The organism is Rhizobium sp. BK456 (assembly GCF_014194045.1).
Lineage (GTDB): Bacteria > Pseudomonadota > Alphaproteobacteria > Rhizobiales > Rhizobiaceae > Rhizobium > Rhizobium redzepovicii.
In genome coordinates this window covers 419,949-443,087 of sequence record NZ_JACIAO010000004.1, presented here as the reverse complement: position 1 = coordinate 443,087, position 23,139 = coordinate 419,949, and the positions used below count along the sequence as shown (strand labels likewise).

The following is a 23,139-nucleotide window of genomic DNA, read 5'->3' as shown; positions in this document are numbered from 1 at the left end:
AATCAATGCCATAACGCGTGGCGCGCTTCCTCAGAAAAGAGCCCGCCTGTTACTCGGACAGCAACACTATCAGCGTCCTTCCCATCCGGGAAACCGATCAATGGCAATAACCGTTTCGGCTCGCAGACGCACCATCGTCGCCCGCAGTTGGAAGGGTTCCCGGATAATATCTTCCCAACAGTCGTCATCGGCTCCGGCGATCGATGTCATCGAAGCGCGGATCGTATGAAGCAGACGAAGGAGGATCGGGCGCGGATCGGGGGCGCCGTCGCAGAGTTCCTGAAGTTCATCGACGATCTGTCTGAGAGCGATCTGCCGTTCCGGAAAGCTCAGACCGGAGGAACAGACCGAGAGGGAGGCTCGGAGAATTCTATCCATCCTGACGCTCTGACTGGCCCGCTTTCGCGGCTGGGCGCGAGACCGTTGGCCCATCCACGTGCATGTGGCGCATCAGGCCAGCGAGTTTATGCGGATTGCGAATGCCGCATTCGAACCAGGAGACAAGTTCCCGCGCAACATGTTGCGCTGCCGGACTGCCGATCCCGCATGATTTTTCCCGGCACCACTGCCTCAGCACTGCACGCAACATGGTTATGTCTTCAGGCTGCAGCGCCGGCTTCGTAATTCCCGAATGCTGGGTCATCCGCATTCCTCCCCAGTATGTAAGGAGATCCTAATCTTCGGATTTTCGATTTCAACTACGAGTACGGAAGCGTACCAATGCCGGCTTCCGTTCGATCCTTCCGCCGAGATGGTGGAACCCACGCGGCCGGATCAGGGCCGGCGAACCACTTAACGCGCCAGATGCCTGCCGATCAGACGCCGGTATTCCTCCTCGGCAGACCGGATCCGTGCGCCTCTTCGATCAGTCCCCGCCGGTTGAGAATGGCGATCTGCCGCCGGTTCGCCGATTGGAAACCGCCGAGCACAACGGCGGCGCCGGTCATGCACTCGCGACCGACGATCCCCACTTCAATGTCGCGGCCGCCCGGAAATCTTGCCACGATCGAGGCAAGACCTGCCTCAAGCAGGTAAACGTCGCTAACCGGGGTATTCTCCGTTCCAGGACCAAAGGACGTCCAGAGCGACAGGCTCCAGGTGAAGCAACAGAAGCTCGCGCTCTTGCGGCCCCATCGCGCATAAGAGTTCATTCCGGAAATTCAATTGCTCGTCGTCCATGTCAGTCCGCGCATCGATGATAATGCAATCCTCGTTGTGGGCGAACCTAACCATCTAGAATCATTGAGCGTACAGAGGTACTTGGCGGCTTCTGCCCGCCAAGAATTTCCGTGACGCCGGCAAACTCAGTTGATGAGCTTTGCGAACAGGCAGATCGGAGCCTGCCCGCAACTCATATGCCGGCATACCATTCGTAGCCGCGATCTTCCCAGAAGCCGCCATTGCCGCCATAAAGCCGACCGAGATCGGCCACCGCCTCAATGCGCGTCAAATATTTCGCCTGCTTGTAGCCGAGCTGCCGCTCGACCCTGAGCCTCAGCGGCGCTCCATGCGCCACTTCCAGGTCGCGGCCATTCATCGAATAGGCAAGGATCGTCTGCGGATGAAGCGCATCGACCAGATCGATGCTCTCATAATACCGGCCGCTGCCATCCAGCGTCTTTTCGTATTCGTCGGCGCAATGAAACACGATATAGCGCGCCTCGGGCTTCAGCCCGACCGATTGTAGCAAGGCGCCGAGCGGCAGGCCGATCCATTTGCCGATAGCGCTCCAGCCTTCGACGCAGTCGTGGCGGGTGATCTGGGTACGCGACGGCATCGCCTTCAGCTGCGCCAGCGAGAACTGCGACGGCTTTTCGACGAGACCGCCGACATCCAGTCTCCAGGTCGAGAACTGCCGGCTCATCCAGTCGAGATATTGCGGGTTATCGGGCATGCTGGTGCCGTTGGAGCGAAAGACCGGGGAGAGGTCCGTCTCGCTGAATTCGCGGGCCAGCGCGTTGTCGCCAAGCAGCAAGCGCTGCGTCTTCATGCTGAAGCCTTCGGCGATCTTCAACACCGTCTTCGTCCGCTCGCTCTCGACCACTGCGTCGCAGCCGCTCAATCCCAATGCGGAGGCGGTGAGGGTCGAGCCGATCAGGAAGCGGCGGCGGGTGATCAGGCGGCTCATCATTCGTCTCCCTGTTCGATGGCGTAAAAGCCGGTGATCATCGAGCGCAGATTGTTGAAGACACCCGACAGGATCACCATGGCGACATGCACCACAACGAAGGCGACGAGCGAGAAGGCGGTGAGGAAATGCAGGGTGCGGGCCGATTGCCGGCCGCCGAAGACATCGAGCAGCCAGGGCGCCACCGCGTTGAAGCCCGGCGACATGGTGAGACCCGTCGCAACCATCAGCGGCAGCAGCAAAAAGATCACCGCAAGATAGGTCAGCTTCTGCAAAGTGTTGTAGTGGCGTGCCTCGGCTCCTTTCGGAAAACGCAGCCGGGCATGGCTGGCGACCTCATGCCCGAGATGGGCGAGCGTCAGTTCCTTGCCTTCAGGGGCGAGATCCCGGCGGAAATGCCGGCTGATCAGCCCATAGAGAAGATAGACGGAGCCGTTGAGAACGAAGAGCCAGGCGAAGAAGAAATGCCAGCGCCGGCCAGCCGATAGATCCTGGTAGCTTGGAAGCGTGAGCCAGCTTGGAAAACCCCTTGCTGTCGCCTCGCCATCGACATCCGAAAGACCGAGCACGCCTGTCGTATCGAAGGTGAGCGAACCGACATGCGTCAGCCCCTTCGCCTGGTCGCCGCCCTCGACGGCTTCCATGGCGATGAAGGACGGGTCGTTGTCGGCACCGTACTGGCCCCAATAGAGCGCTGGATGCGCATTGAATATCTGCAGACCGCTGAACAGCAGCACGGTGAGGCAGAACACATTCACCCAATGCGACAGGCGCACGGCAAGGCTGTGGCGGTAGATAAGCGTGCGGCCGGTTTTCGTGCCGGCATCGATCGTCGCCATGATGGTTCTCCGAAAGTCAGACGTTTCGAAAAGAGGGGACGCGGCCGCAGCAATCAAAAGTGCTACAGCGTCCTTTGCGCGTCTAAAAAGACGCGCGGCGCTGTAGGAAAGTTTCAGCGGCCGCGCAGACGCGAACGCTACTTCATCGCGTCGCAGGCCTTCATCATATCGGTCTTTTTCATCGCATCCTTTTCCATGCCGGCCTTGTGCATGCAGTCCGTCTTGGTGCCCGACATCTTCATGGCATCCTTCGACATGGCGCTGCTCTGCATCGTGTCCTTCTTCATCGTGTCCTTTTTCATCGTATCGGACTTCATGGCGTCTTCAGCCGAAGCGGCGCCGGCGAGCGAAAGACCGACGATGAAGGTGCAGGCTGCAAGGCTGGAAAAAAGCTTGGTCATGGAACTCTCCCGAAATGGATTTTCGTGTCCGCCGGCGGCCTGCCGATGGCTCACATTTGGCTATTCGGGGGAGCGTCGGGATGCGTTACAGCCTCACGCGCTTGTGATAGAGCTGTGATACCAACATTGTTTTCATCTTCCCTGTAACCGATCGGCAGCTTCCATCGAATGAAGTCTCTGACAGCATGACAACCGCCCATTCGGAAGAAGCCCTGAAAGCATTGATGCTTCTGTCCCTTGACGGGGACGAGGCGGCCTATCGGCGTTTGCTGGCGGCTTTGCGCCTGCTGCTTGTCGGTTACTACAGCCGCAGAATGGCTGCGGCGGCGAAAGCGGATATGGAAGACCTGGTTCAGGAGACATTGCTGGCACTGCATTCGCGCCGATCCACCTATGACCGGAAAAGGCCATTCACGGCCTGGTTCTTCTCGATCGCCCGCTACAAGCTGATCGACCATCATCGCGGCCGCGGCGGACGCAGGCTCGCCGAGACCGAGCTTGGCGAGGAGATCGAAAGCGACTTCAGCGAGGATGCGCTGACGGCCAGCATGGATGTCGAGCGGTTGCTCCACGGGCTGTCACCGAGACAACGTGAGCTGATCCGGCAGGTGAAATTGGAGGGCCAGTCGGTCGCCGACACCGCAAGCCGCACGGGCCAGTCCGAATCGGCGGTGAAGGTCGGCATCCACCGGGCGCTGAAGGCGCTGGCAGAGAGAATGCGAGGCACATCGTGACAAAAACGGACGACCTCATCGAACGCCTGGCAGGTGACTTGAAGCCGGTGCCGAGCGATGCGCTGCGCCGCCGCTTCGCGCTCGGCATCGTGCCGGCGCTCGGGCTCTCCCTGCTGCTGATGCTGACCATTCTCGGTCCGCGGGTCGATATATCAGACGTGCTGATGCTGCCGGTCTTCTGGATCAAATCGGCCTATAATGCGCTGATTGCAGTCGTGGCGCTCCTCGCCGTCTATCGGCTTTCCCGCCCTGACGGTTCCGAGGGCCGTTTTTTCGACTTGCTTGCCTTAATCTTCGCCGCCATGGCGGCAGTCGCTGCCATCCAGCTGATGATGGCTCCAACCGAGGCTTATCCGGTGCTGATCTTCGGCTCTTCGGCGCTCCATTGCCCGCTGCTGATCCTCGGCTTTGCCCTACCCGTCTATGCCGGCGCCGTCTGGGCGCTGCGCCAGGCGGCGCCAACCGATCTGCGGCTGACGGGCTTCGTCGCCGGCATTGCCGCGGGGGCCGCGGGCGCCTGGGTCTATTCGTGGTTCTGCACCGAGAACGGCATGCCCTTCGTGTTGATCTGGTATTCGCTGGGCATCCTGCTCACCGGCGCGCTCGGCGCCGTCACCGGCCCTCGCCTCCTCCGCTGGTAGATCCTTCGGTGCCGCCGGGCCTGAAAAGCCTTGCATAGAACGGGTCCTCTTGCGTCGATCGGGGGCATTGTTGTCGCGCGTTAGCGCGTCATTGCGCCGCCAGCGGCCAATAGATCGTCCGGCGTACCGACATCACGCTTCATCTTTGCATGGCGCGCCGCTGAGCGACCAGCCGGATCGGCATGTCGCTGTCGGAGCCCCGGCTGCCGTTCTCCACGCCCACCGTGCTTCTGTCGCCGTCCAACTGAAATTGATTGACCAGATGCCGCAGGCGGCCCGCCTCGGAGGACAGAGAGGCGGCGGCGGCCGTCGACTGCTCGACCATTGCCGCATTTTGCTGGGTCGCCTGGTCCATATGATTGACGGCGGTGTTGATCTCGGCAAGCCCGGTCGATTGCTCGCGCGCCGAGGTGGCAATCGCATCCATGAGCTGGTTGATCTGTATGACGTGCTCACCAATCGCTTTCAGCGACGTACCGGTTTCGAGAACTAGTTTGACGCCATTTTTGACGTCCGTCGAGGACTTCTGAATGAAGCCTTTGATCTCCTTGGCTGCTTGAGCAGCGCGTTGAGCAAGCTCACGGACTTCCTGTGCGACCACGGCAAAACCTTTGCCGGCCTCACCCGCACGGGCAGCTTCAACGCCGGCGTTCAGCGCCAGGAGGTTGGTCTGGAAGGCAATCTCATCGATCGCACCAATAATGTTCGATATCTGCTCCGAACTATCCTCGATGCGTCGCATGGCCTGTTCCGCCTCCGCTACGACAGTTGCCGACCGCTGAGCGCTGATATCGGCCTCCAGCGCCACATTGCGTGCCTCGTCGGTGCGTTTGGACGCCATCGTCACATTCGAGGTGATTTCGTCCAGGGCTGCGGCCGTCTCCTCGAGAGAGGCTGCTTGCTGTTCGGTACGTTTGGAAAGGTCCTGCGCAGCGGATGCGATCTCGCCGCTACCGCTATCTATGCTGTGTACCGTCTGGAGCACCGCCCCGATCGTCGTGCCCAATTGCCGGAGCGACGCGTTGAAGTCTTCGCGCAAGGTCTCGTATTCGGCGGCAAATTGATCCGAAAGCTGGAAAGATATGTCGCCTGCCGCAAGCCGTCGAAGGCCTCCACCCAACGTCGTGGTTGCGAAGCGCAATTGTTCGGCCTCGCGTTCGGCGCGCTGCTGGGCTGCCGCGCGCACTGCCTCACTTTCGCTGCGGGAGAGAGCAGCTTCCTTTTCAAGCCTGACGACATTGAGAGCATTCTGGCGGAAGACTTCGACAGCACCGGCCATTTCCCCAACTTCGTCGGCGCGGCCGGCACCGGGTATGGCGCTATCAAGGTCACCGTTCGACAAACGCCTCATGGCCGATGCGATGCTTCGGATCGGATTGGCGATGCCGAATACTGCAAAGGCGATACCAGCCATGGCGATGAGCACTGCCAGCGCTGCGATTGCGGCCGTCAACATGAAAGCGGACGTCGCGGAACCGTCGCTCGCGGCAACGAAGCCTTCGGCCTGGCCGAGAATGAAAGCAACCAGATCGCTGACGCCCTTATCCACCAGCACGGATTGCGGTTCCATATTCTCCTTGAAGAAGCGAGCCGCGTCGGATGCCTTGTCACTATTTTGCAGCGCAATCATCTGCTCTGCCAGCCCGCTATACTTGTCCAGTTCAGGCTTGATCTGATTGATCAGTTCGCGCCCGCGCTCGGTGCGGACTCCCTTTTCGTATTCCGCAACAACTTTCTCAACCGCGGCCCGAGCGGTATCGATTTTCTGTTGTCCGGCCTTCAGTTCCTCCGCCGTATCTTCCAGGAGATACTGAGCGTAGACCAGTTTCAGATCGAGGAAGTTGTCCTTAATCTCCCGCGCGGTCACAAGCCGGTGCATCCAGAAGGTCCCGATCTGCTCGGTATTGGCACGAAGCGTAGAAATCGTGCTCAGTGAGATATAGGACAGACAAACCATGAAAAGGCTGATGATCGACAGCTTCACGATCAGGGCTTGCTTGATGCTCGGGCGCTTCATGCGTGTCTCCTCGAAGAGCTGGGACGACCGGCTTGCCGGTTGATGCAAAATCTCGCACCAGATTCAATAATTTAGTATTAACTAAACAATGAACCCTGTTTGGTTTGCGGAAATCTTTTGCGCGGACAGTTACTTCCGCGTTCAATTCACGATGTCACGACCTCAAGTTACTGGAATCCCGAAGAAAAACAGCCATCGCGAGCAAAAAATTGCCCACGCTGAATCCTCTCGATACGATCGGGTGCTTGCGACGCGGTGTTGCGCAGAGATAATGGACCCATGCAGCAATCGGACAATCACCCTGCCGGAATTGAAATCGCGCTCTGGCAATATTCCAGCAACGAACGCCACTGGAATCGCTGGATGGAGTCGCTTTCACAGGAGGAACGGGATCGGGCGGCGACCTACCGGTTCGAAGGCGATCGCGCCTCGTTCATGGCCGGCCGCTACCTCCTGCGACGGCTGTTGAGCTTGTCTATCGGGACAGCGCCAGGCGAGCTGGTCTTGTCTGCGGACAAGGACGGCAAGCTGAGGCTCGATGGTCGTGATGCGCCGCAATTCAGCCTCGCCAATGCTGACGGGCTGGTGACGGTCGCTGTCGCTTCAGGATGTGATCACGTCGGAATAGACTGCGAACGCATCGACGCCGAGATCGAAGAGGCGGCAGTGGCGAGCTATTGCAGCGGGGAAGAACGGCGCTGGCTCGCGGAATTGCCTGCTTGCGAACGCGCGCAAGTGGCTGTCGCGCTCTGGACGCTCAAGGAGAGCCATCTGAAGGCGCTGGGCGTCGGGCTGCGCGAGGATCCTCGTAACATCGCTTTTGCCTGGAAGGATGGCGTCCCCGTCATGGTCGGCCGCGATCGGCGATGGCACCACCGTCTCATCGAAAGCGGCAGCCAGCACGTCGTCGCGCTGGCTGCCTGCTGCCAATCCGGGCTCCCCCACGTTTCGACCCGGCTATTTCAGGACGACAGCATGCCGTCCGAATAGCCGGCCCGGACGTGGTGCGGCATTGCGGACGCCGTCTCCGTTGCCCAGGCCAATTGCGCATTGTCCGGTTCCGCGTCGAAATGCTGCCGGCCGAGCAGCGTGTTGACGATCGTCGCGCTGCGCCAGGCCATGAGGCTGAGCTGAGAGTCGGCGATACCGTGCGAGTATCGACCTGCATTCTGCGCCAGCAGCCGGTTTGCCCGCGGGCCTGTCCATTGCATCGTGTAATCGTCGTTGAGCATGGGATAGCCGTTTCTGTCGAGCGTTATCCGTTCACCCAGCGACGCGAGCGCATCCGGCAATCGGAACCGGTAGCCGGTTGCCAGTACCACCGCATCCGCATGCATCACCTCGATCCCGCCGTCGAATTGATTTCTGACAATGAGCCGATAGGCATTACCGTTCCGTTCCATCTGGATCACGTCGCGGCTCGGCGACAGAGATGCGTTCAGCGTGCTCGGCTCGAGATAACGCAATGCATAGAGACGGCGGTAGATCGAATGAATCGTCGAAATCGACAGGCCATCACTGGTCAGGATCGAGTTCTTCAAGGCTGCCTGCTTCTGCTCGTCGCCGAGCTTCAGATAGGCCTGCACATACTCAGGCGAAAAGACCTGGTTTGAAAACGGCGTGTCGTTGATCGGCTCGAAATTGTGTCGTCGGCTGATCCATGTCAGCTCTTTCATCGAACTGGGGTCCGCAAGCAAGGCTTCGACGACCTCGCCGCCACTCTGGCCGCCGCCAACGACGACGATGCGGCCAGCACGAAGATCGGTGATACGCGATTTCGCCTCGCTGTTATGGAAGCAATCGGCGCCCAGGAAGGGTTTTGCCCAGTCGGGTACGAAGGGCGAGGAACCCGTGCCGATCACCAGGTTTCGCGCCTCCTCCTGGCCGTTGTCGAAGCGCAGGACGAAGCGGTCGTCGCGGTGCTCGACGTCGCGGATTTCCGTCGCGAAGCGCAGTCCCTCCACGCCCTTGGCGACCCAGGCGAGATAACGTGCGAATTCCTGCCGCGGAACGGCGTCATAATTGGCGTTGAGGAAGGCATAGAGCCTCTTATGCGCCACCAGATAGGAAACGAACGACCAGCGGCTGGTCGGCAGGACCGGCGTGACGAGGTCCTTCAGGAAGGACGATTGCAACTCGACGCCGGGCATCATCATGCCGGGATGCCAGTCGAATGCGTCCCGCCGCTCGAAGAAGCGGCTGCGAACTTCGGGCACCGATTCCAGCAGGCAGGCAAGGCTCAGATTGGAGGGTCCGATGCCGATGCCGGCAAGATCGAGCGGCTCGTTGACGGCATCCCTGCGGGTAAAAGCGACGGTCATGCGAAATCCTTCTCTGTTTCCTTGAGACGCAGGGCAAGCCTTGAATGGAAGGCGGGAGACCCGATCATGTGCAGATGGTTGGTGCCGGTGATGATTTCGGCCGCATGCGCCCGCGGCGACAGGCGGCGCCAGTCAATCAGGTTAAGGCCGCGATTGAGGCTGTCGTCGGCTGCCCAGGGATAGATCGGCACATCGTGAGGGACGAGCCGATGCTTGCGGAAGATCAGGGCATTGTCGATCAGCACCCAGAACGTATGCTCGCGGCTGCTGATGTCAGGCCCGTCGGTCGGAAGCGGATCCTTCTCGTCGCCGACGAAACGCAGGAACTGTTCGTAAGTATCCGCGTCCATCGTCGACAACAGCCGGTCCCATTCGGGGCGCATCGCCGTTTTCTGCAGCCATGCCTGCACGTCCCGATGCAGCGCGTCGCGCTCGCCCGGCCGGAACCTCGGCTTGGCGCCGATCGCGAATTCAGAGCCGAGGTCGCAAACATCGACCATCGCCATCATCCTGACGTCGACCTCGTTGCCGAGCGTCCGGGCCGCCTCGTAGGCCAGAAGCCCGCCCCAGGACCAGCCGAGGAAGGTGCAAGGCGCGCCTTTGCTGTGGGTCCTGATATGATCGACATAGCTCTCGATGATCTCTTCGATCGGCGCGCCGACTTCCTTCTTTTCGGACAGCGAATGGCAAATGAAGCCGGTCGCCGGCTGGTCGGCGCCGAGATAATCGACCAGCTTCACATATTCGCGGGTGCTGACGAGAAGCCCCGGGAAGCAATAGAGCCGCGGCTTGGCGCCGGAAGCGCGCAGCACGATCACCTGCGACAGATCCCGTTCGGTCCCCTGCTCCATCACGCCGGCAAAGGCGCGGATGGTCGGATTATTGAAGATATCGGCGACGGTGAGCGGCGTTTTCGGCCGGCGCTGCCTGAGCTGCGAAAGAATGCGGATCGCGCCCAGCGAATTGCCGCCGATCGTGAAGAAATTATCCTCGACACTGATCGCTTCCAGCTTCAGAACCTGGCGCCAGACATCCAGTACCTCCTCTTCGAGTGTGGTCGCCGGCTCGACGATTTCGCGCCGGACCGGCTGGGGTGCGGGCAGCGCGAAGCGGTCGAGTTTGCTGTTCGGATTGGTCGGCATCTTTTCCAGTTCGACCACCGCCGCCGGCACCATGTAGGAAGGCAGGCTGCGTTCGAGGCCGGCGCGGACGGTCTCGACGTTCAACGTCTCGTCCTTCTTCGGAACGACATAGGCGACCAGCGCCTTCTCGCCGGCATCGTCATCGCGCAGCACGACCAGCGCTTCACCGACGCCGGGCTGCTGGAGGAGGGCCGCTTCGATCTCGCCGAGCTCGATGCGGTATCCCCGCAGTTTCACCTGATGGTCGACGCGGCCGACGAATTCGACGGTTCCGTCCTCACGCCAACGCGTCAGGTCGCCGGAGCGATAGAGCCGGCCGCCCTCCTTGGAGAATGGGTCGGGAATGAAGCGATCGGCCGTCGTATCCGGCTTGCCGAGATAGCCGCGCGCAATGCCCTCGCCGCCGATGTAGAGTTCGCCGGTGACGCCGATCGGGCAAAGATTGAGATCGGGATCGAGCACATAGACGCGCCGCAGCCCGACGGCGCGGCCGAGCGGCGCATAGACGCCCTGGAACTTCGTACCGGCCCTCACCTTCCAGACCATCGGCGTCATGATGGTTTCTGTGGGACCGTAACCGTTGATCAGCCATTCCGCCTTCAGTGCCCGCGACAGAAGATCGAAGGTCGGTTGTGCAAGCCCCTCGCCGCCGAACGAGTAAAGCCGCATCGGCGGCGCCCCGTCGGTGATGTCAGCCCACTCCGCCAGCTGCTGCAGATAGGTTGTGGGAATGCTGGCATTGTTGGCGCCATGCTTGCGCATCGCCGTCAATGTCTCTTCCGGCGTCCAGAGCGGCTGATCGGGAAGGATGATGCTGCCGCCCTCCATCAACGGGTTCATCCACCGCTCATGGCCGCCATCCGAGCTGAAGGGCAGGAACGGCAGCTCACGAGATTCCGAGCTCATGCCGTAGACTCGCGAGGTGTTTTGCAGATGGTGCGTCAGCGGCCCGTGTTCGACGGCGACGCCCTTTGGCAATCCGGTCGAGCCCGACGTGTACATGACATAGGCGAGCTGATCCTTGTGCGTGGGACTATAGAGCGGCGTATCCGGCTCGCCGTCGAGGTCGATCTTGTCGAGTTCGAGAATAATGGCGTCGAGTTCTTCCGGCAGCCGATGGCGCAGCCAGCTATGGGTCAGGACGATCTTGACGCCCCCGTCGCGCAGGATGTGGTGGTTGCGTACCGGCGGGTGGTCCGGCTCGACGGGAATATAGGCGCCGCCGGCCTTCAGCGTTGCGAGAATGCCGACGATCGCCTCCGGCGAGCGCTTGATGAAGATGGCGACCGTCACCTCGGCGCGAACGCCGAGCTGCCGCAGCCGATGCCCGAGGCGGTTGGTGTTTGCTTCCAGCCAGCCATGGCTCCATTCCTCGTCACCGTAGACGATCGCGGTCTTCTCAGGCGTGCGGCGCGAATGGGCTGCGATCAGCTCATGCACCGGCCTGTCGTCGTTGACGGCATCATCCTCGTAAGGCGCCGACAGCCAGTCCAGCTCTTCGCTCCCCACCAGTTCGATATCCTTGATCCTCACATTCGGCTGGGCGACCATCTGTTCGAGTAGGAGGCCGAAATGCCTGGCGATGCGGGCAACCAGGGCGCCGTCATAAAGATCCTGCGCGTAGTCGATCAGCGCGGATGCGCCGCCCGAATGCGCCTCGACCACCAGGGAAAGCTCGCTGTCGGCGCGGGCGCCCGGCGGCTCCAGATTTGTGGCGTGGCTGGGCACCGCATAGCGTCCGCGGAATTCGAACAGCGCCTTGACCACGGCTTCCTGGGCGGCGGCTTCGTCGACGACCAGTTCCTGGGTGATGCGTTCCAGCGGCAGGAGCCGGCGTTGCCCCTCTTCGCTCGCCGACGAGATCGCCGCGATGATATCGTCGAGAGAATGTCTCGAGGTCAGCGACAGGATGAGCGGGAGCACCTGCTCGGCACGGCCGCGGCTGGCAAAATGCTCCTTATGTGACCGTGCAACGAGAAGGCCGGTCAGCAAAGCGTAGTTGCCGCTGTAGCGGGCCAGCAGGGCGCAGAAGGCGGCGTGAAGCACGCGCTCGACCGGAACGCCCTTCCCCGCCGCATCCCGTTCGAGTTTGCTCCAGAGGTCGGCCTCGATCGAAAATCGGTGCAGCGCGCGCGCCACGCCTGCCAGCCCGCCGCTGTTGAAGCGGGTGGGAAAAGTCGAGGCCGCATAGTCGAGACCGATGGTGTCGCGCCAATAGGCAAGGGCTTCCCGCGCTTCGTCCGTCTCCAGCCAATCGGCCTCCCGCGTCCCGGCCGAGATTTCCAGCGGATGCATGTCGCCAATGGGCTCGCCATCGAGAATTCGCGCCAGCGACCTGGCAAGAACGGATTTTTCGTGGTCGTCGCAGACAATCGGATGCAGCACGATCGTCAGCAGCGACTGCCCGTGGGCAAGCCGGATGATCTGGATGCGTGCACCGGGCTCCTCTAGCAGATCGAAGCGCTTGTCGCGGAAGGCTTTCCTTGCCGCCGACGCATCCGGCTCGGAAAGGGCCGCGCCGTCTCTGCCGAGGATCTCGATCGGCACCGCGCTCGATGCGCCGCGATATTGCTCGATCCGGCCGCCCGCCAGCCGGCGGAAGCGGCTAGCAAGCGACGCATTTTGCGCCATGAGCGCCCGGCAGGCGCCGGCAATCATCTCGAGGTCGGTTGGCGGGCTCAATCGCAGCCCGATGATCTGGTCGGGAAAGACGGTGTAATTGCCGATCTGCTCCAGTGACCAGATGCGCTTCTGCGCGATCGTCAGCGGAAAGCTCTCGAAGACCGCATCCATTGCAGCATCGGTCGGGGAAGCATCGGCGAAATTTGTGATTTGCTTGTTCATCTTGGGGATCCGGACGCTATTCAGAGACGCGCATCGCCTTATATTGCCGAGCGCAGCGAGAGGGGACGCGGGTCCGTCCAGACGTCGCGGATATGGGCCAGGCATTCCTGACGTGAACCGGCAAAGCCGGCCGGCTCCCAGCCCGTGGGAATCCGCTTGTCCTGCGGCCAGACCGAGTAGTGGTGCTCGGTGTCGATGACGGCGATCCAGAGATCGTCGCGAGGCTCAAAACTGTCCATCGAAAGCTCCTGCGGTGATTGATGTCATGCGCAAATGACGAATCCCGATGGCTGCGGTTTAGAAAATTGCTGAGAATTTTTTTCTTCGTTCACCCCTAAATTCGCCCAGAGATGGATCGTCATTCTACCAGATCGGCAGAAGAGCGGGCTTCATGCTCGCCACATCAAAAGCCCGGTCGATCAAGGAGAACATCATGGATTTCGACGCCGCCAAACAAAGGCGCGTTCTGCAGTCGCGCAGCTACATCAGCCTCGCACCCAATCTTATCCATCTGAAGACCGCGCACGGTCACCACGAGGCCGCATTCGAGGTCGAGGCCGACACCGCGACGCTCACCTTCTACCACGGCGATCCCGTGCGATCGGCCGAGCTTCTGATGGCGGCCGCCGAAGCCGTGACGGCGGAAGATCGCTCGATCAGATCAGTCGTCTTCGACGGGCATCAGGCGAGCCTCCCGCCGCATATTTCCGGCGCCGGCGGCACGCTGGATTCGGAGATCCTCTGGCAATGGCCGTCGCTCTGGCTGCCGCAGCTCAGCTACCCGCTGCCGCCGGTGCAGGAAATGACCGCCGGCCGTTATCATCCGCGCCGGCCGGCAAAGCCGAAGGGCACGGTCTACCGGCGATTCATTCCCTGGCTGGAACGCGACATCAGCTTCCGGGTGGCCGATCCCGAGACCGATCTTGCCGCCTTCCATCGCTGGATGAACGACGAGCAGGTCAATACGATCTGGGAGGATGCGGGCTCGCTCGACAGGCACCGGGAGATCCTGGAGGAGCGGATCGCCGATCCGCATGTCCTGCCGCTGATCGGCAGTTTCGCGGACATCCCCTTCGGTTATTTCGAGGTCTACTGGGCCAAGGAAAACCGGCTCGGCCCCTTCTACGATGCCGACGACTATGACCGCGGCTGGCATGTCGCGATCGGCGAACCCGATTATCGCGGCAAGAAATGGATCAGCGCCTGGCTTCCCTCGCTGATGCATTTCATCTTCCTAGACGATCCGCGCACGAAGCGCATCGTCGGCGAGCCGCGCGCCAGTCACGAGCAGCAGATCCGCAACCTCGATCGCTCGGGTTTCGCCAAGGTCAAGCATTTCAATTTTCCGCACAAGCGGGCGCTGCTCGTCATGCTGACCCGCGAGCGTTTTTTCGGCGACCATCTCTGGGTGCCCGCATCATGAACGATATGAGCGAGATGAGCGGCAGTCTTCGCAAACGGCGCCTCGCCCCGGAAGATCTTGCCAATCCTCAACTTCTCAGGCTGCTGCTGCGGCTAGGACTGCCGGCCATGTTCGGCCTGTCGATCAATGCCGCGCATCACACGATCAACATGGTCTTCGTGGGCATGATCGGCGAAGACCAGATCGCCGCGATCATGATCGTCCTGCCGATCCTGATGCTGATCGCCGCCTTCGGCGAAGGCATCGGCGTCGGCGTCGCAACCGAGGTCGGGCGGATGCTCGGCGCCGGCAACCGCTCGCGGGCCGGCGCCATTGCGTCGATCAGCCTTGCTGCCGGCGTCGCCTTCGGCGCGGCAAGTGCGCTCACACTCGTCGCCTTTCCGGATCTGCTGCTGTTCGGCGCCACGCCCGCGATCGAGCCGCTTGCGCAACATTACCTGATGATCATCGCGATCTCGGTCCCGCTGACGATGGCGCAGATCATTCTCGATTTCCTGGCGATCGCCGAGGGTAACGCCCGCTTCAGCATGTGGACGCTGGTCGCCTGCTTTGCCTTGAACATGATCCTCGACCCGATCATGATTTTCGGATTCGGCCTCGGGCTAGAAGGCGTTGCCATCGCCACCATCCTGTCCCAGCTCGTCGCGCTTTCCATCTATGGCGCCTACCACATCAGGCGGCTTGGGGCGGTCCGGCTGAGCCTCGACTGGCGGTTGGCCGACATCCGCACTCTCAGGCCCGTCCTTGCAGTCGGGGCGCCGACGACGCTGACCAGCCTTACGACGGCAGGCGCGATTGCGATCATGGTGTCGCTCGCCGCCACCTATCACGGAGAAGCCGGCATTGCCGGCATCGGGATTGCCTTGCGGCTGCTTGCGGTCGGAACACTTCCCGTTATCGGCATCTCGCTTGGGGCCCAGTCCATCCTAAGCTTTGCCTGGGGTCGAGGCGATATGGCCAGGGTGCTGTCGGCAACCCGCATCCTGACAGCGGTCACGAGTGCGGTGAGTGGCACCTGTGGGCTGACCGCGCTTGCCTTCTCCAAAGAGCTTGCCTCCTTCTTCACCAACGATGCGACAGCGATCGGGATAGCCGGGCAGGCGATCGTCGCAACCCATCTTCCGCTTCTGCTGTTCGGCCTGCGGCAAACGGTGCTGATCCTTTTCCAGGCGCAGGGCAGACCCAAGGCGGCGGTTGCCATCGGCCTGGCGCAGAACGGCTATTTGCTTTTTCCGCTGCTTGCGTTCCTGCCGCCCTTCCTCGGCTTTTCAGGCCTGCTGGCCGCGATGTTCCTGGCCTCGGCCCTGACCGGCCTGCTGTCCGCGGTCTGCCTGGTGAGATCGCTCAGCGCACTCCGGCAGCGCTCCACCAGCCGTCTGACCTCCATCCGTCCCTATCCAGCTTTTGTCCATGAGAGGATGACCATGAACCAATCGATCAATCCGCACGACCTTGGCGCCCATGCAGTCGCCGACGATCTCTTCACGCCCGTCGATCCGGCGGCATTCAACGCCGTGTCGCCGCCGATCTTCCAGACCTCGCTTTTCACCTATGACAGTTACGAGGCGATGGAGGATGTTTTCGCCGGCCGCACCCGCAACTACATCTATTCGCGCGGCGACAATCCGACCGTCCGCGAATTCGAACTCCTGGTCGCCCGCCTCGAGGGCGCCGAGGATGGGCGCGCCTTTTCGAGCGGAACGGCCGCCATCACCTCGACAATTCTGAGCCTGGTGCAGGCCGGCGACCGGGTCGTCGCCGTCCGCCACCTCTATAATGATGTCTACCGTCTTCTGGTTAAACTGCTCGACCGGCTCGGCGTCGCCGTCGATTTCGTCGATCCCGCCGACCACGACGAGGTCCGCAAAGCGCTCTCCGGCGCCAAGCTGCTCTATCTCGAAAACCCGACATCCTTCGTCTTCGAGCTGCAGGATATTGCGGCGCTGTCGGCCATGGCGAAGGAGGCGGGCGTTACCACCATCATCGACAATTCCTGGGCAACGCCGCTGTTTCAGAAGCCGATCCAGCACGGCGTCGATATCGTCATCCACGCCGCCTCGAAATATCTCGGCGGCCACAGCGATACGGTCGCCGGCGTCGTCGTCGGCTCGAAGGAGGCGATCGCGCGGATCAACGCGACCTCCTATCCTTATGTCGGCGCCAAGCTCTCGCCGTTCGAGGCCTGGCTGCTGTTGCGCGGCATGCGGACCCTACGTGTCCGGCTGAAGGAACATGAGCGCAGCGGGCTTCTGCTGGCCGATCGGCTGAAACAGCATTCGGCGATCGCGCGCGTCCGTCACCCGGCCTTTCAGGATCATCCCGGTCGGGCGACGCTGTCGGGTTATGCCGGGCTGTTCGCCTTCGACCTCAATCCCGATATCGACGTCGCCCGTTTTGTGAATAGTCTCCGCGACATCCGCCTCGGCGTTAGCTGGGGGGGACCCGAAACACTGGTGGTCCCCGCCAAGGTGGCGCTGCAGATCCCCGACCGGATGACTTCCTTCATCCGGTTCGGCGTGAGCGAGCAGACGGTTCGTTTCGCCGTTGGCCTGGAAGAGCCGGAACTGCTGTGGAACGATTTGCAGCAGGCGCTGCACGCTGCGAGACGTTAACAACTTGCCGGTGCGCATGATCGGGGCGCAGGAGGGGTTCGGCCATCGCGAGATGGCAATGCTCCTCCGCCGCCTTGATCATGAAGTTGACGAGGGTCCTTGAGACGCCGAGTTCGGCGGCAATATCCTTCTGCGACACGCCGTTGAGGCGGTGCCGTATGAAGGCATCGTTGGTGCGCTTCGGCAAGGCCTCGAGCGAGGCAAGCACATCGCGCAGCGTCTCGGCGGCGACAAGCTGGTCGAGCACAGTTGGGATGGGAGCCGTGATCTCCTGAACCTGATCTATCGACCTATAGTTGTTCATCTGCTGACGGCGGCGGCGGCTTTCGTCGAGTGCGAGATTATAAACCATCCGAAAGGCGTAACCGATCGGGCAACGAATACCATCGGCTTTGACCCCGTAAGCTTTAATAACACCATCCTGAAAGATATCCTCAGAATATGACCTTGATTTAACAACGCTTTCAATCGTCTTGAGGAGCTTATCCTTGTTTTCGATCATAGCGTTGACAACGGCATTTCCATTCACATCGCGATGCAATGCTTGCATTGTCCCGTACCCTTTTTACAAATGGAAAACAGGCTTTGTCGTTACTGGTCGACGTAGTCGTGGCGCTCTTTTTTGCAGGAAAGTACACGATTTGATTGCAGTGTTTATTTTAAGGTGATAACAGGAGTCAAGTTTAAATCGACGGAGTGAAAGCGAGAAAAATGGGAAGGACAGTTGAGATCCTGACGGGCAAGGCGGAGCTCTGCCGATCGATCATGAGGGCTTTGCCCGACTGGTTTTCGGAACCCGAAGTCATCGAAGCGAGCGCCCAGGCGATCGAGGAGCTGCCGGTCTTCGGCTATATCGAAGCGGATGTCGTCACCGCGCTGATCGCCCTGAAGCCGCACCTGCCTGATGCCGTCGAAATCGCACTGATCGCGACACGCCCCGAACATCACGGCCGCGGCGCCGGACGTCATCTCATCGTCGAAGCCGAACGTTTCAGCCATGAAGCGGGTGCCCGGTTGCTGACGGTCAAGACGCTCGCCCCGCGCGACCGCGAGGAACCGCAATTCGAGGCGACGCGGCGCTTCTACGACCGCAACGGCTTTATCAGGGCGGAGGTCTTTGCAAAGCTATGGCACGAAGATCACCCGTGCCTGTTCATGGTCAAGCCGCTTGCCGGCGTCCAGGCAGGTGAGACGACGCTTTGAGACGACGAGACTTTCTGCTTGGTGCGCTGGCAATGACCGGCGCACCCGCAAGCGTGCGTGCCGGAGGCGGCGGCGTCGTTTCGCTCGACTACGGGCTGGCATCGACAATGCTTGCGCTCGGCGAGGCGCCGCGTGCCGTCGTTTCCTTGAGAAACTGGGGGGAATGGGTGGTCACGCCGACGATGCCGGCCGGCGTCGTCGATCTCGGCACCACGTCGGAGATCAATCTCGAAGTCCTCACCAGCATCCGGCCGTCGCTCATTCTGAGCACCCCTTTCCTTGCGGCACTGGACGATAAACTGTCGCGGATCGCGCCGATGGAGAGGTTCACCATTTATGCCGAGCACAACGAGGCACTCGACTGTTCCTACGCCGAAACGCTACGGCTCGGCACGATGATCGGACGGGCACAGGAAGCAAAGGCATTTCTATCCCATGCCGATGCCACCTTCGATCGGTTACGCGACCAGACGAAAAACCTGTCTGCGCCCCCCGTTGCCGTCATCAATTTCATCGACAACAGGCATGCGCGCATCTACGGCGGCCCCGGGCTTTTCAGTGGCGCCATGAAGCGCATCGGCCTTGAGAATGCCTGGAAAGGCGAGGCCAGTTACTGGGGATTTCAAACGATCGGCCTGGAACAGCTCGCCGAACTCGACCGGGAAGCGCATCTCATGATCGTTTCGCCGCTGCTTCCACCCGACGTCCTGATGCAGCTTTCCGACAGCCCGCTCTGGACCAGCCTTCCCTTCGTCAGGCGGCAGCGGATCTCGGTCATTCCAGGCGTTCTGATGTTCGGAATGGTGCAGGAGGCGCTGCGGTTTTCGACCCTGGTCGTCGATACGCTGGAGATCTCAGCCAGATGAAGGCCAGATTTTCTCCCTTCGGGGCGCCCGCACTTGCGGGCCTCCTGCTCTTTTCCGGATTGGCCCTTGCCGTGCTGGAGGTTTGGACGGCGCTGCCTCATCTCAAGGCGGCGACCGACGGCTATGATGCCGAGCGTCTTCTTCTCCTCTATTCGACACTGCCGCGCATGGCGACAGCCCTGATCGCCGGCGCAGCACTCGCACTCTCCGGCGCGATCCTGCAACAGGTGCTGCGCAATCCGCTGGCCTCGCCGACGACGCTCGGTATTTCCACCGGCGCCAATCTGGCGTTGGTGTCCGTCATGCTCGCAGTTCCCTCACTGGCGGGATGGGGCCGGGACGCGGTCGCGCTTGCCGGAAGTGCCGCAGCTGCCTTCGCCATCTTTTCGATCAGCGCCCGGCATGGCTTCTCGCCCTTTTCCCTCATCCTGTCCGGCATGATCGTCGGCCTCTGGTGCGGGGCGGCGGCGGCCATCCTGGTGCTGATGAACGATCAGTATCTTTCCGGGATCTTCATCTGGGGCGCCGGATCGCTGTCGCAGCAAAGCTGGGTGATTCCGACATCGTTGCTGCCGAAGGTGGCGCTGCTCACCGCGCTTGCCCTTCTGGCCACAAGACCGTTGACGCTGAGCCAGATCGGCGATGCCGGCGCAACGAGCCTCGGTCTGCCGATCAAATGGGCCCGCGGTTTCATGCTGGCGATTGCCATTGCGCTCAGCGCCCTCGTCACCAGCGCCGTCGGCGTCATCGGCTTCATCGGGCTGGTCGCTCCGCAGATCGTGCGGCTTGCCGGCGCCAGGCGCATCCTCAGCCAGCTGATCTGGTCTCCCATTACAGGCGCCGGCCTTCTGCTCCTGACGGATCAGGCGATCAAGCTTGTTGCTCCAGGCGACTTCGTGCCGACGGGGGCGGTGACGGCATTGCTTGGCGGCCCGATCCTGATCGCTCTTCTCCCACGCCTTGCCACAGCCTCACGCGCGCTGCCCGGCGTGGCGTCACCACAACATGCAATCAACAACCAAACGGCATCCTTCGCTGCTCTGCTCGTCCTGGTCATCGCATTGGCGACTGCCGCGATCTTCTTCGGCCGCGCACCCGACGGCGCCTGGACATGGCTGCCAACCGCCGCGTGGGACGGAATCCTTCCCCTTCGGCTGCCGCGGGTCGCCGCCGCGTTCGGCGCCGGAACCGTGCTCGGCGTGACGGGCCTCATTCTGCAGCGGCTGACCGGAAACGAAATGGCAAGCCCCGAGGTGCTCGGCGTATCGGCGGGGGCGACGCTCGGCGTTGCGGCGGCCATGTTCGCCTTTGCGGCACCTGGCCTAACGATCCAGCTAGCCTTTGCCGGCGGCGGCGCCCTTGTTGTGCTGACCCTGATCTTCCTCCTGAGTGCGCATTCCGGCTTCGGCCCGAACCGTGTGCTGCTGGCGGGAATCGCCCTCGGCGCGATACTCGATGCCGGGATCGGCGTCCTTGCCGCAAGCGGCGATCCGCGCGGCCTGGCGCTCATCCGCTGGATGGCGGGCTCGACCTATTTCGTCGACAATGCGGTGGCGTCAAGCGCCCTTCTCATTGCGCTCGGCTGCCTGGCCGTAGCCTTTCTCACCAGCCGCTGGCTCGCCCTGCTGCAGCTTGGAACCGAGACGGCAAGCGAACTCGGCCTCAGGATCGTTCCCGCACATGCGGTGCTATTCGGTCTCTCGGGGATCATGACTGCGGCGGCGACGCTCGTCGTCGGCCCATTGAGTTTCGTCGGCCTGATGGCGCCGCACCTTGCCCACGGGCTCGGCCTTCGCCGGCCCGCCGCCCAGCTCCTGGCCGCCGCCCTCATTGGGGCGGCCCTTCTCGTCCTCGCCGACTGGACGGGGCGCATGATCGCTTTTCCCTATCAGATCCCCGCCGGATTGATCTCGGCCCTTGTGGGAGCCCCGATGCTGCTGATCGTTCTGCGCCGGCGGTCGTGAGAAACTGACCGCCGTCCGCAGCACCAGCCTGCACCGATAAGGCTCCAGCAGGATGGCCTGACGGTATTAGCTCGCCAATGCCTCGGCATCGGCGCCTGCGGGAATGCGCAATGGAGAGGAAGGATCGGTCGCAGCGCGCCATACCGCCTCGGCGACGTCGCCGGGTTGTGTCAGGGCCGATTCAGACTGCTTCTCCCACGACGCGAATACGCCGGCAACGACCGATGAATAGGCTTCGGGGAAACCGCCCTGTTTCTGAAGCCGCGAGCGCGCCGTATCGCCGAACCGCGTCTGCGGCGCGCGTCCGGGAAGGACGATCCTCACACGCACGTTGAAGGCCTCAAGCTCGAGCGCGGCGGACTCGGTAAAAGCATTCACCGCGGCTTTGCTGGCCGTATAGACCGAGAGGAGCGGAAGCGGCTTAAGGGTTACGCTTGAGGTGACGTTGACGATGACCCCTTCCTGCCGCTCCCGCATCTGCGGCAAAACCGCCTGCGTCATCGCAATGGTTCCGAGCGTATTCGTCTCGAAAAGATCGCGGGCAGTCTCCATCGACGTCCCTTCAACCGCGTTGAGCCAGCCGATGCCGGCGTTGTTTACCAGCACGCCCACAGGACCGGCGGCGTCAAGCGCAGCATGTATGCTTTCAGGGCTCGTAACATCCAGCGCGAGGATCTTGAGATTTTGCGACGGCGGCAGAAGGTCTTGGTGCGGCGTTCGCATGGTGGCAACCACTTTCCAGCCCTGCGCGAGAAAGAAGCTGGCAATTTCCAGCCCGAAACCTGATGAGCAGCCGGTGATGAGAACGGTCTTCATATGTGTCTCCTGTCTATGCTGACGGCCGTAGATGTAGACGGCGGTATCGATACTGTATATCATGGATCGTCCATATTACATTATCCGGAGTATCGATGAGCGACCCTTTGGCGGACATCGTCACGCTGCTGCAGCCAGCTGCGCGGTATTCGAAGGTGGTCAGCGGCGCAGGGATGTGGCGCGTGGATCGCCAGGAGACTGGCCAGCCATTCTACTGCGTGGTCCTGGAGGGTGCCTCACAGCTCAGCGCAGAGGACGATCGGATTATTCTGCGGGAAGGCGACTTCGTACTGATCCCGGCGGCTCATTGCTTCACGATGTCGAGTCTGGGCGCTGAGTTGTCGCCCGGGATCGATCCCCTGACCGTGACAATGCTCCCGGACGAAACCCGCCACGGTGACCCCCAGGGTGCAGCGAATGCACGATTGCTCGTCGGCCATTTCTCTTTCGGCTCGCCTGATGCGGCGTTGCTGATCTCCCTGCTGCCGCAAATCATCCATATCAGCGGCGATAACAGGCTGTCGGCGATCGTTCATCTCGTTACCGACGAAGCCCGTGCTGAGCGGCCGGGAAAGAACATGATCCTTGCCCGGCTGTTGGAAGTCCTGCTTGTCGAGGCGTTGCGGTCGGATGTCGGGGAGGAGACGCCTCGCGGAATTCTGCGAGGCCTCAAGGATGCACGTCTGGCCCTGGCCATCCGTCGACTGCATGAAGACCCAGCCAGGGAATGGACGGTGGAACAGCTTGCCGATGAGGCGGCCCTGTCGCGGTCGGCGTTTTTCACTCGCTTTCGGCACGCTATGGGCCTGGCGCCAATGGAATATCTCATATCGTGGCGCATGGCGCTCGCCAAAAATCTGCTGAGGCAGGACCAGATCGGAATTCAGGAGATAGCGCTGCGCATCGGCTATGGCTCCGCAAGTGCGTTCAGCACGGCCTTTACCCGCTTCGTCGGATTGCCGCCCTCGAGATATGCCGAGCAGGCACGGACCCTCGCGAACGCCGCCGTATAGCTCGGTTGACCGCCGATTGTTTGTCGATTTTTGCAGTGCTACGGCCGCTCAAAATCGCTGCTTGACTCTTTCGAGAGCCTGATCACCCACCAGGCCGTCAAGGTCGACGGCCTGGTGGGCGACAAGATGATCGACAATCGAAGGCGCGCCGAGACGCCCTATTCGGCTCTGCAGC

21 protein-coding genes and 1 pseudogene are annotated in these 23,139 nt (G+C 61.7%); 10 read left to right on the top strand and 12 right to left on the bottom strand.

What is annotated here, in order from left to right; genetic code table 11:
* Positions 1 to 69: 69 nt before the first annotated feature.
* The 6 genes from FHX03_RS14845 to FHX03_RS14820 all read right to left on the bottom strand — a co-directional run bounded on the left by FHX03_RS14845 (position 70) and on the right by FHX03_RS14820 (position 3,368).
* Positions 70 to 378 (bottom strand): hypothetical protein, encoded by a 309-nt coding sequence (locus tag FHX03_RS14845; RefSeq protein ID WP_097624310.1) that lies wholly within the window; start codon positions 376 to 378, stop codon positions 70 to 72.
* Positions 371 to 643, bottom strand: coding sequence for a hypothetical protein (locus FHX03_RS14840; RefSeq protein WP_097624309.1), 273 nt, complete (start codon positions 641 to 643; stop codon positions 371 to 373). The genes FHX03_RS14845 and FHX03_RS14840 overlap by 8 nt, the downstream gene beginning before the upstream one ends.
* Before the next feature lie 172 nt (positions 644 to 815).
* Entirely contained in the window at positions 816 to 1,151 is a 336-nt protein-coding gene (locus tag FHX03_RS14835) for a hypothetical protein (RefSeq protein ID WP_245426715.1), read from the bottom strand.
* A gap of 200 nt (positions 1,152 to 1,351) precedes the next feature.
* Complete coding sequence (locus FHX03_RS14830; RefSeq protein WP_097624308.1) at positions 1,352 to 2,128, bottom strand: molybdopterin-binding protein; 777 nt, start codon at positions 2,126 to 2,128, stop codon at positions 1,352 to 1,354.
* Positions 2,128 to 2,967, bottom strand: coding sequence for a cytochrome b/b6 domain-containing protein (locus FHX03_RS14825; protein ID WP_183854283.1), 840 nt, complete (start codon positions 2,965 to 2,967; stop codon positions 2,128 to 2,130). Before FHX03_RS14825 ends, FHX03_RS14830 begins: the two co-directional genes overlap by 1 nt.
* A gap of 137 nt (positions 2,968 to 3,104) precedes the next feature.
* Positions 3,105 to 3,368: a pentapeptide MXKDX repeat protein gene (locus tag FHX03_RS14820; RefSeq protein ID WP_131710622.1), complete on the bottom strand. Its 264-nt coding sequence runs from the start codon at positions 3,366 to 3,368 to the stop codon at positions 3,105 to 3,107.
* Between the two features lie 185 nt (positions 3,369 to 3,553).
* On the opposite strand from FHX03_RS14820, the gene FHX03_RS14815 reads away from it, so the two are divergent.
* Positions 3,554 to 4,102, top strand: coding sequence for a sigma-70 family RNA polymerase sigma factor (locus tag FHX03_RS14815; RefSeq protein WP_097624305.1), 549 nt, complete (start codon positions 3,554 to 3,556; stop codon positions 4,100 to 4,102).
* Positions 4,099 to 4,743 (top strand): NrsF family protein, encoded by a 645-nt coding sequence (locus FHX03_RS14810; protein WP_097624304.1) that lies wholly within the window; start codon positions 4,099 to 4,101, stop codon positions 4,741 to 4,743. The genes FHX03_RS14815 and FHX03_RS14810 overlap by 4 nt, the downstream gene beginning before the upstream one ends.
* 139 nt (positions 4,744 to 4,882) lie before the next feature.
* Here the strand turns inward: FHX03_RS14810 and FHX03_RS14805 are convergent, their stop codons facing one another.
* The gene (locus tag FHX03_RS14805; RefSeq protein WP_183854281.1) at positions 4,883 to 6,760 is read right to left on the bottom strand and encodes a methyl-accepting chemotaxis protein; all 1,878 of its coding nucleotides are present in this window, start codon (positions 6,758 to 6,760) and stop codon (positions 4,883 to 4,885) included.
* Positions 6,761 to 7,039: 279 nt separating this feature from the next.
* Here FHX03_RS14805 and FHX03_RS14800 point away from each other — a divergent pair, with 279 nt between their 5' ends.
* Complete coding sequence (locus FHX03_RS14800; RefSeq protein ID WP_131710619.1) at positions 7,040 to 7,750, top strand: 4'-phosphopantetheinyl transferase family protein; 711 nt, start codon at positions 7,040 to 7,042, stop codon at positions 7,748 to 7,750.
* On the opposite strand, the gene FHX03_RS14795 is transcribed toward FHX03_RS14800, so the two are convergent.
* Genes FHX03_RS14795 through FHX03_RS14785 form a run of 3 tightly spaced genes read right to left on the bottom strand, consistent with a single transcriptional unit; the run spans position 7,723 to position 13,306 of the window.
* On the bottom strand, positions 7,723 to 9,081 hold the full coding sequence (locus FHX03_RS14795; RefSeq protein WP_183854279.1) for a lysine N(6)-hydroxylase/L-ornithine N(5)-oxygenase family protein: 1,359 nt from the start codon (positions 9,079 to 9,081) through the stop codon (positions 7,723 to 7,725). The two genes, FHX03_RS14800 and FHX03_RS14795, sit on opposite strands and share 28 nt — an antisense overlap.
* Positions 9,078 to 13,067 (bottom strand): non-ribosomal peptide synthetase, encoded by a 3,990-nt coding sequence (locus tag FHX03_RS14790; RefSeq protein ID WP_183854277.1) that lies wholly within the window; start codon positions 13,065 to 13,067, stop codon positions 9,078 to 9,080. The genes FHX03_RS14795 and FHX03_RS14790 overlap by 4 nt, the downstream gene beginning before the upstream one ends.
* A 38-nt stretch (positions 13,068 to 13,105) precedes the next feature.
* The gene (locus FHX03_RS14785) at positions 13,106 to 13,306 is read right to left on the bottom strand and encodes an MbtH family protein (RefSeq protein ID WP_183854275.1); all 201 of its coding nucleotides are present in this window, start codon (positions 13,304 to 13,306) and stop codon (positions 13,106 to 13,108) included.
* Positions 13,307 to 13,500: 194 nt separating this feature from the next.
* On the opposite strand from FHX03_RS14785, the gene FHX03_RS14780 reads away from it, so the two are divergent.
* The 3 genes and pseudogenes from FHX03_RS14780 to FHX03_RS34445 all read left to right on the top strand — a co-directional run bounded on the left by FHX03_RS14780 (position 13,501) and on the right by FHX03_RS34445 (position 17,102).
* The gene (locus FHX03_RS14780) at positions 13,501 to 14,490 is read left to right on the top strand and encodes a GNAT family N-acetyltransferase (protein WP_179867084.1); all 990 of its coding nucleotides are present in this window, start codon (positions 13,501 to 13,503) and stop codon (positions 14,488 to 14,490) included.
* Positions 14,487 to 15,896: pseudogene (locus tag FHX03_RS34450) on the top strand (MATE family efflux transporter); the annotation flags it as partial. The gene FHX03_RS14780 and the pseudogene FHX03_RS34450, both read left to right, overlap by 4 nt.
* A gap of 18 nt (positions 15,897 to 15,914) precedes the next feature.
* On the top strand, positions 15,915 to 17,102 hold the full coding sequence (locus FHX03_RS34445; protein ID WP_245426755.1) for a PLP-dependent transferase: 1,188 nt from the start codon (positions 15,915 to 15,917) through the stop codon (positions 17,100 to 17,102).
* Here the strand turns inward: FHX03_RS34445 and FHX03_RS14770 are convergent.
* Entirely contained in the window at positions 16,993 to 17,652 is a 660-nt protein-coding gene (locus tag FHX03_RS14770; protein WP_183854273.1) for a sigma-70 family RNA polymerase sigma factor, read from the bottom strand. The two genes, FHX03_RS34445 and FHX03_RS14770, sit on opposite strands and share 110 nt — an antisense overlap.
* Positions 17,653 to 17,813: 161 nt before the next feature.
* Between FHX03_RS14770 and FHX03_RS14765 the strand changes: the two genes are divergently transcribed.
* From FHX03_RS14765 to fhuB, 3 genes are read left to right on the top strand one after another with little or no spacing between them, the layout of a single operon-like run.
* The gene (locus FHX03_RS14765) at positions 17,814 to 18,305 is read left to right on the top strand and encodes a GNAT family N-acetyltransferase (RefSeq protein ID WP_183854271.1); all 492 of its coding nucleotides are present in this window, start codon (positions 17,814 to 17,816) and stop codon (positions 18,303 to 18,305) included.
* 32 nt (positions 18,306 to 18,337) lie between these two features.
* Positions 18,338 to 19,171 carry an iron-siderophore ABC transporter substrate-binding protein gene (locus tag FHX03_RS14760; protein WP_183854270.1) on the top strand — a complete coding sequence of 278 codons (834 nt, stop codon included), beginning with the start codon at positions 18,338 to 18,340 and terminating at the stop codon, positions 19,169 to 19,171.
* Positions 19,168 to 21,135 (top strand): Fe(3+)-hydroxamate ABC transporter permease FhuB, encoded by a 1,968-nt coding sequence (fhuB, locus tag FHX03_RS14755; RefSeq protein WP_183854268.1) that lies wholly within the window; start codon positions 19,168 to 19,170, stop codon positions 21,133 to 21,135. Before FHX03_RS14760 ends, fhuB begins: the two co-directional genes overlap by 4 nt.
* 66 nt (positions 21,136 to 21,201) lie before the next feature.
* On the opposite strand, the gene FHX03_RS14750 is transcribed toward fhuB, so the two are convergent.
* The gene (locus tag FHX03_RS14750) at positions 21,202 to 21,951 is read right to left on the bottom strand and encodes an SDR family oxidoreductase (RefSeq protein ID WP_097624292.1); all 750 of its coding nucleotides are present in this window, start codon (positions 21,949 to 21,951) and stop codon (positions 21,202 to 21,204) included.
* A 95-nt stretch (positions 21,952 to 22,046) separates the two neighbouring features.
* On the opposite strand from FHX03_RS14750, the gene FHX03_RS14745 reads away from it, so the two are divergent.
* Complete coding sequence (locus FHX03_RS14745) at positions 22,047 to 22,964, top strand: helix-turn-helix transcriptional regulator (RefSeq protein WP_131710609.1); 918 nt, start codon at positions 22,047 to 22,049, stop codon at positions 22,962 to 22,964.
* Positions 22,965 to 23,139 lie beyond the last annotated feature (175 nt).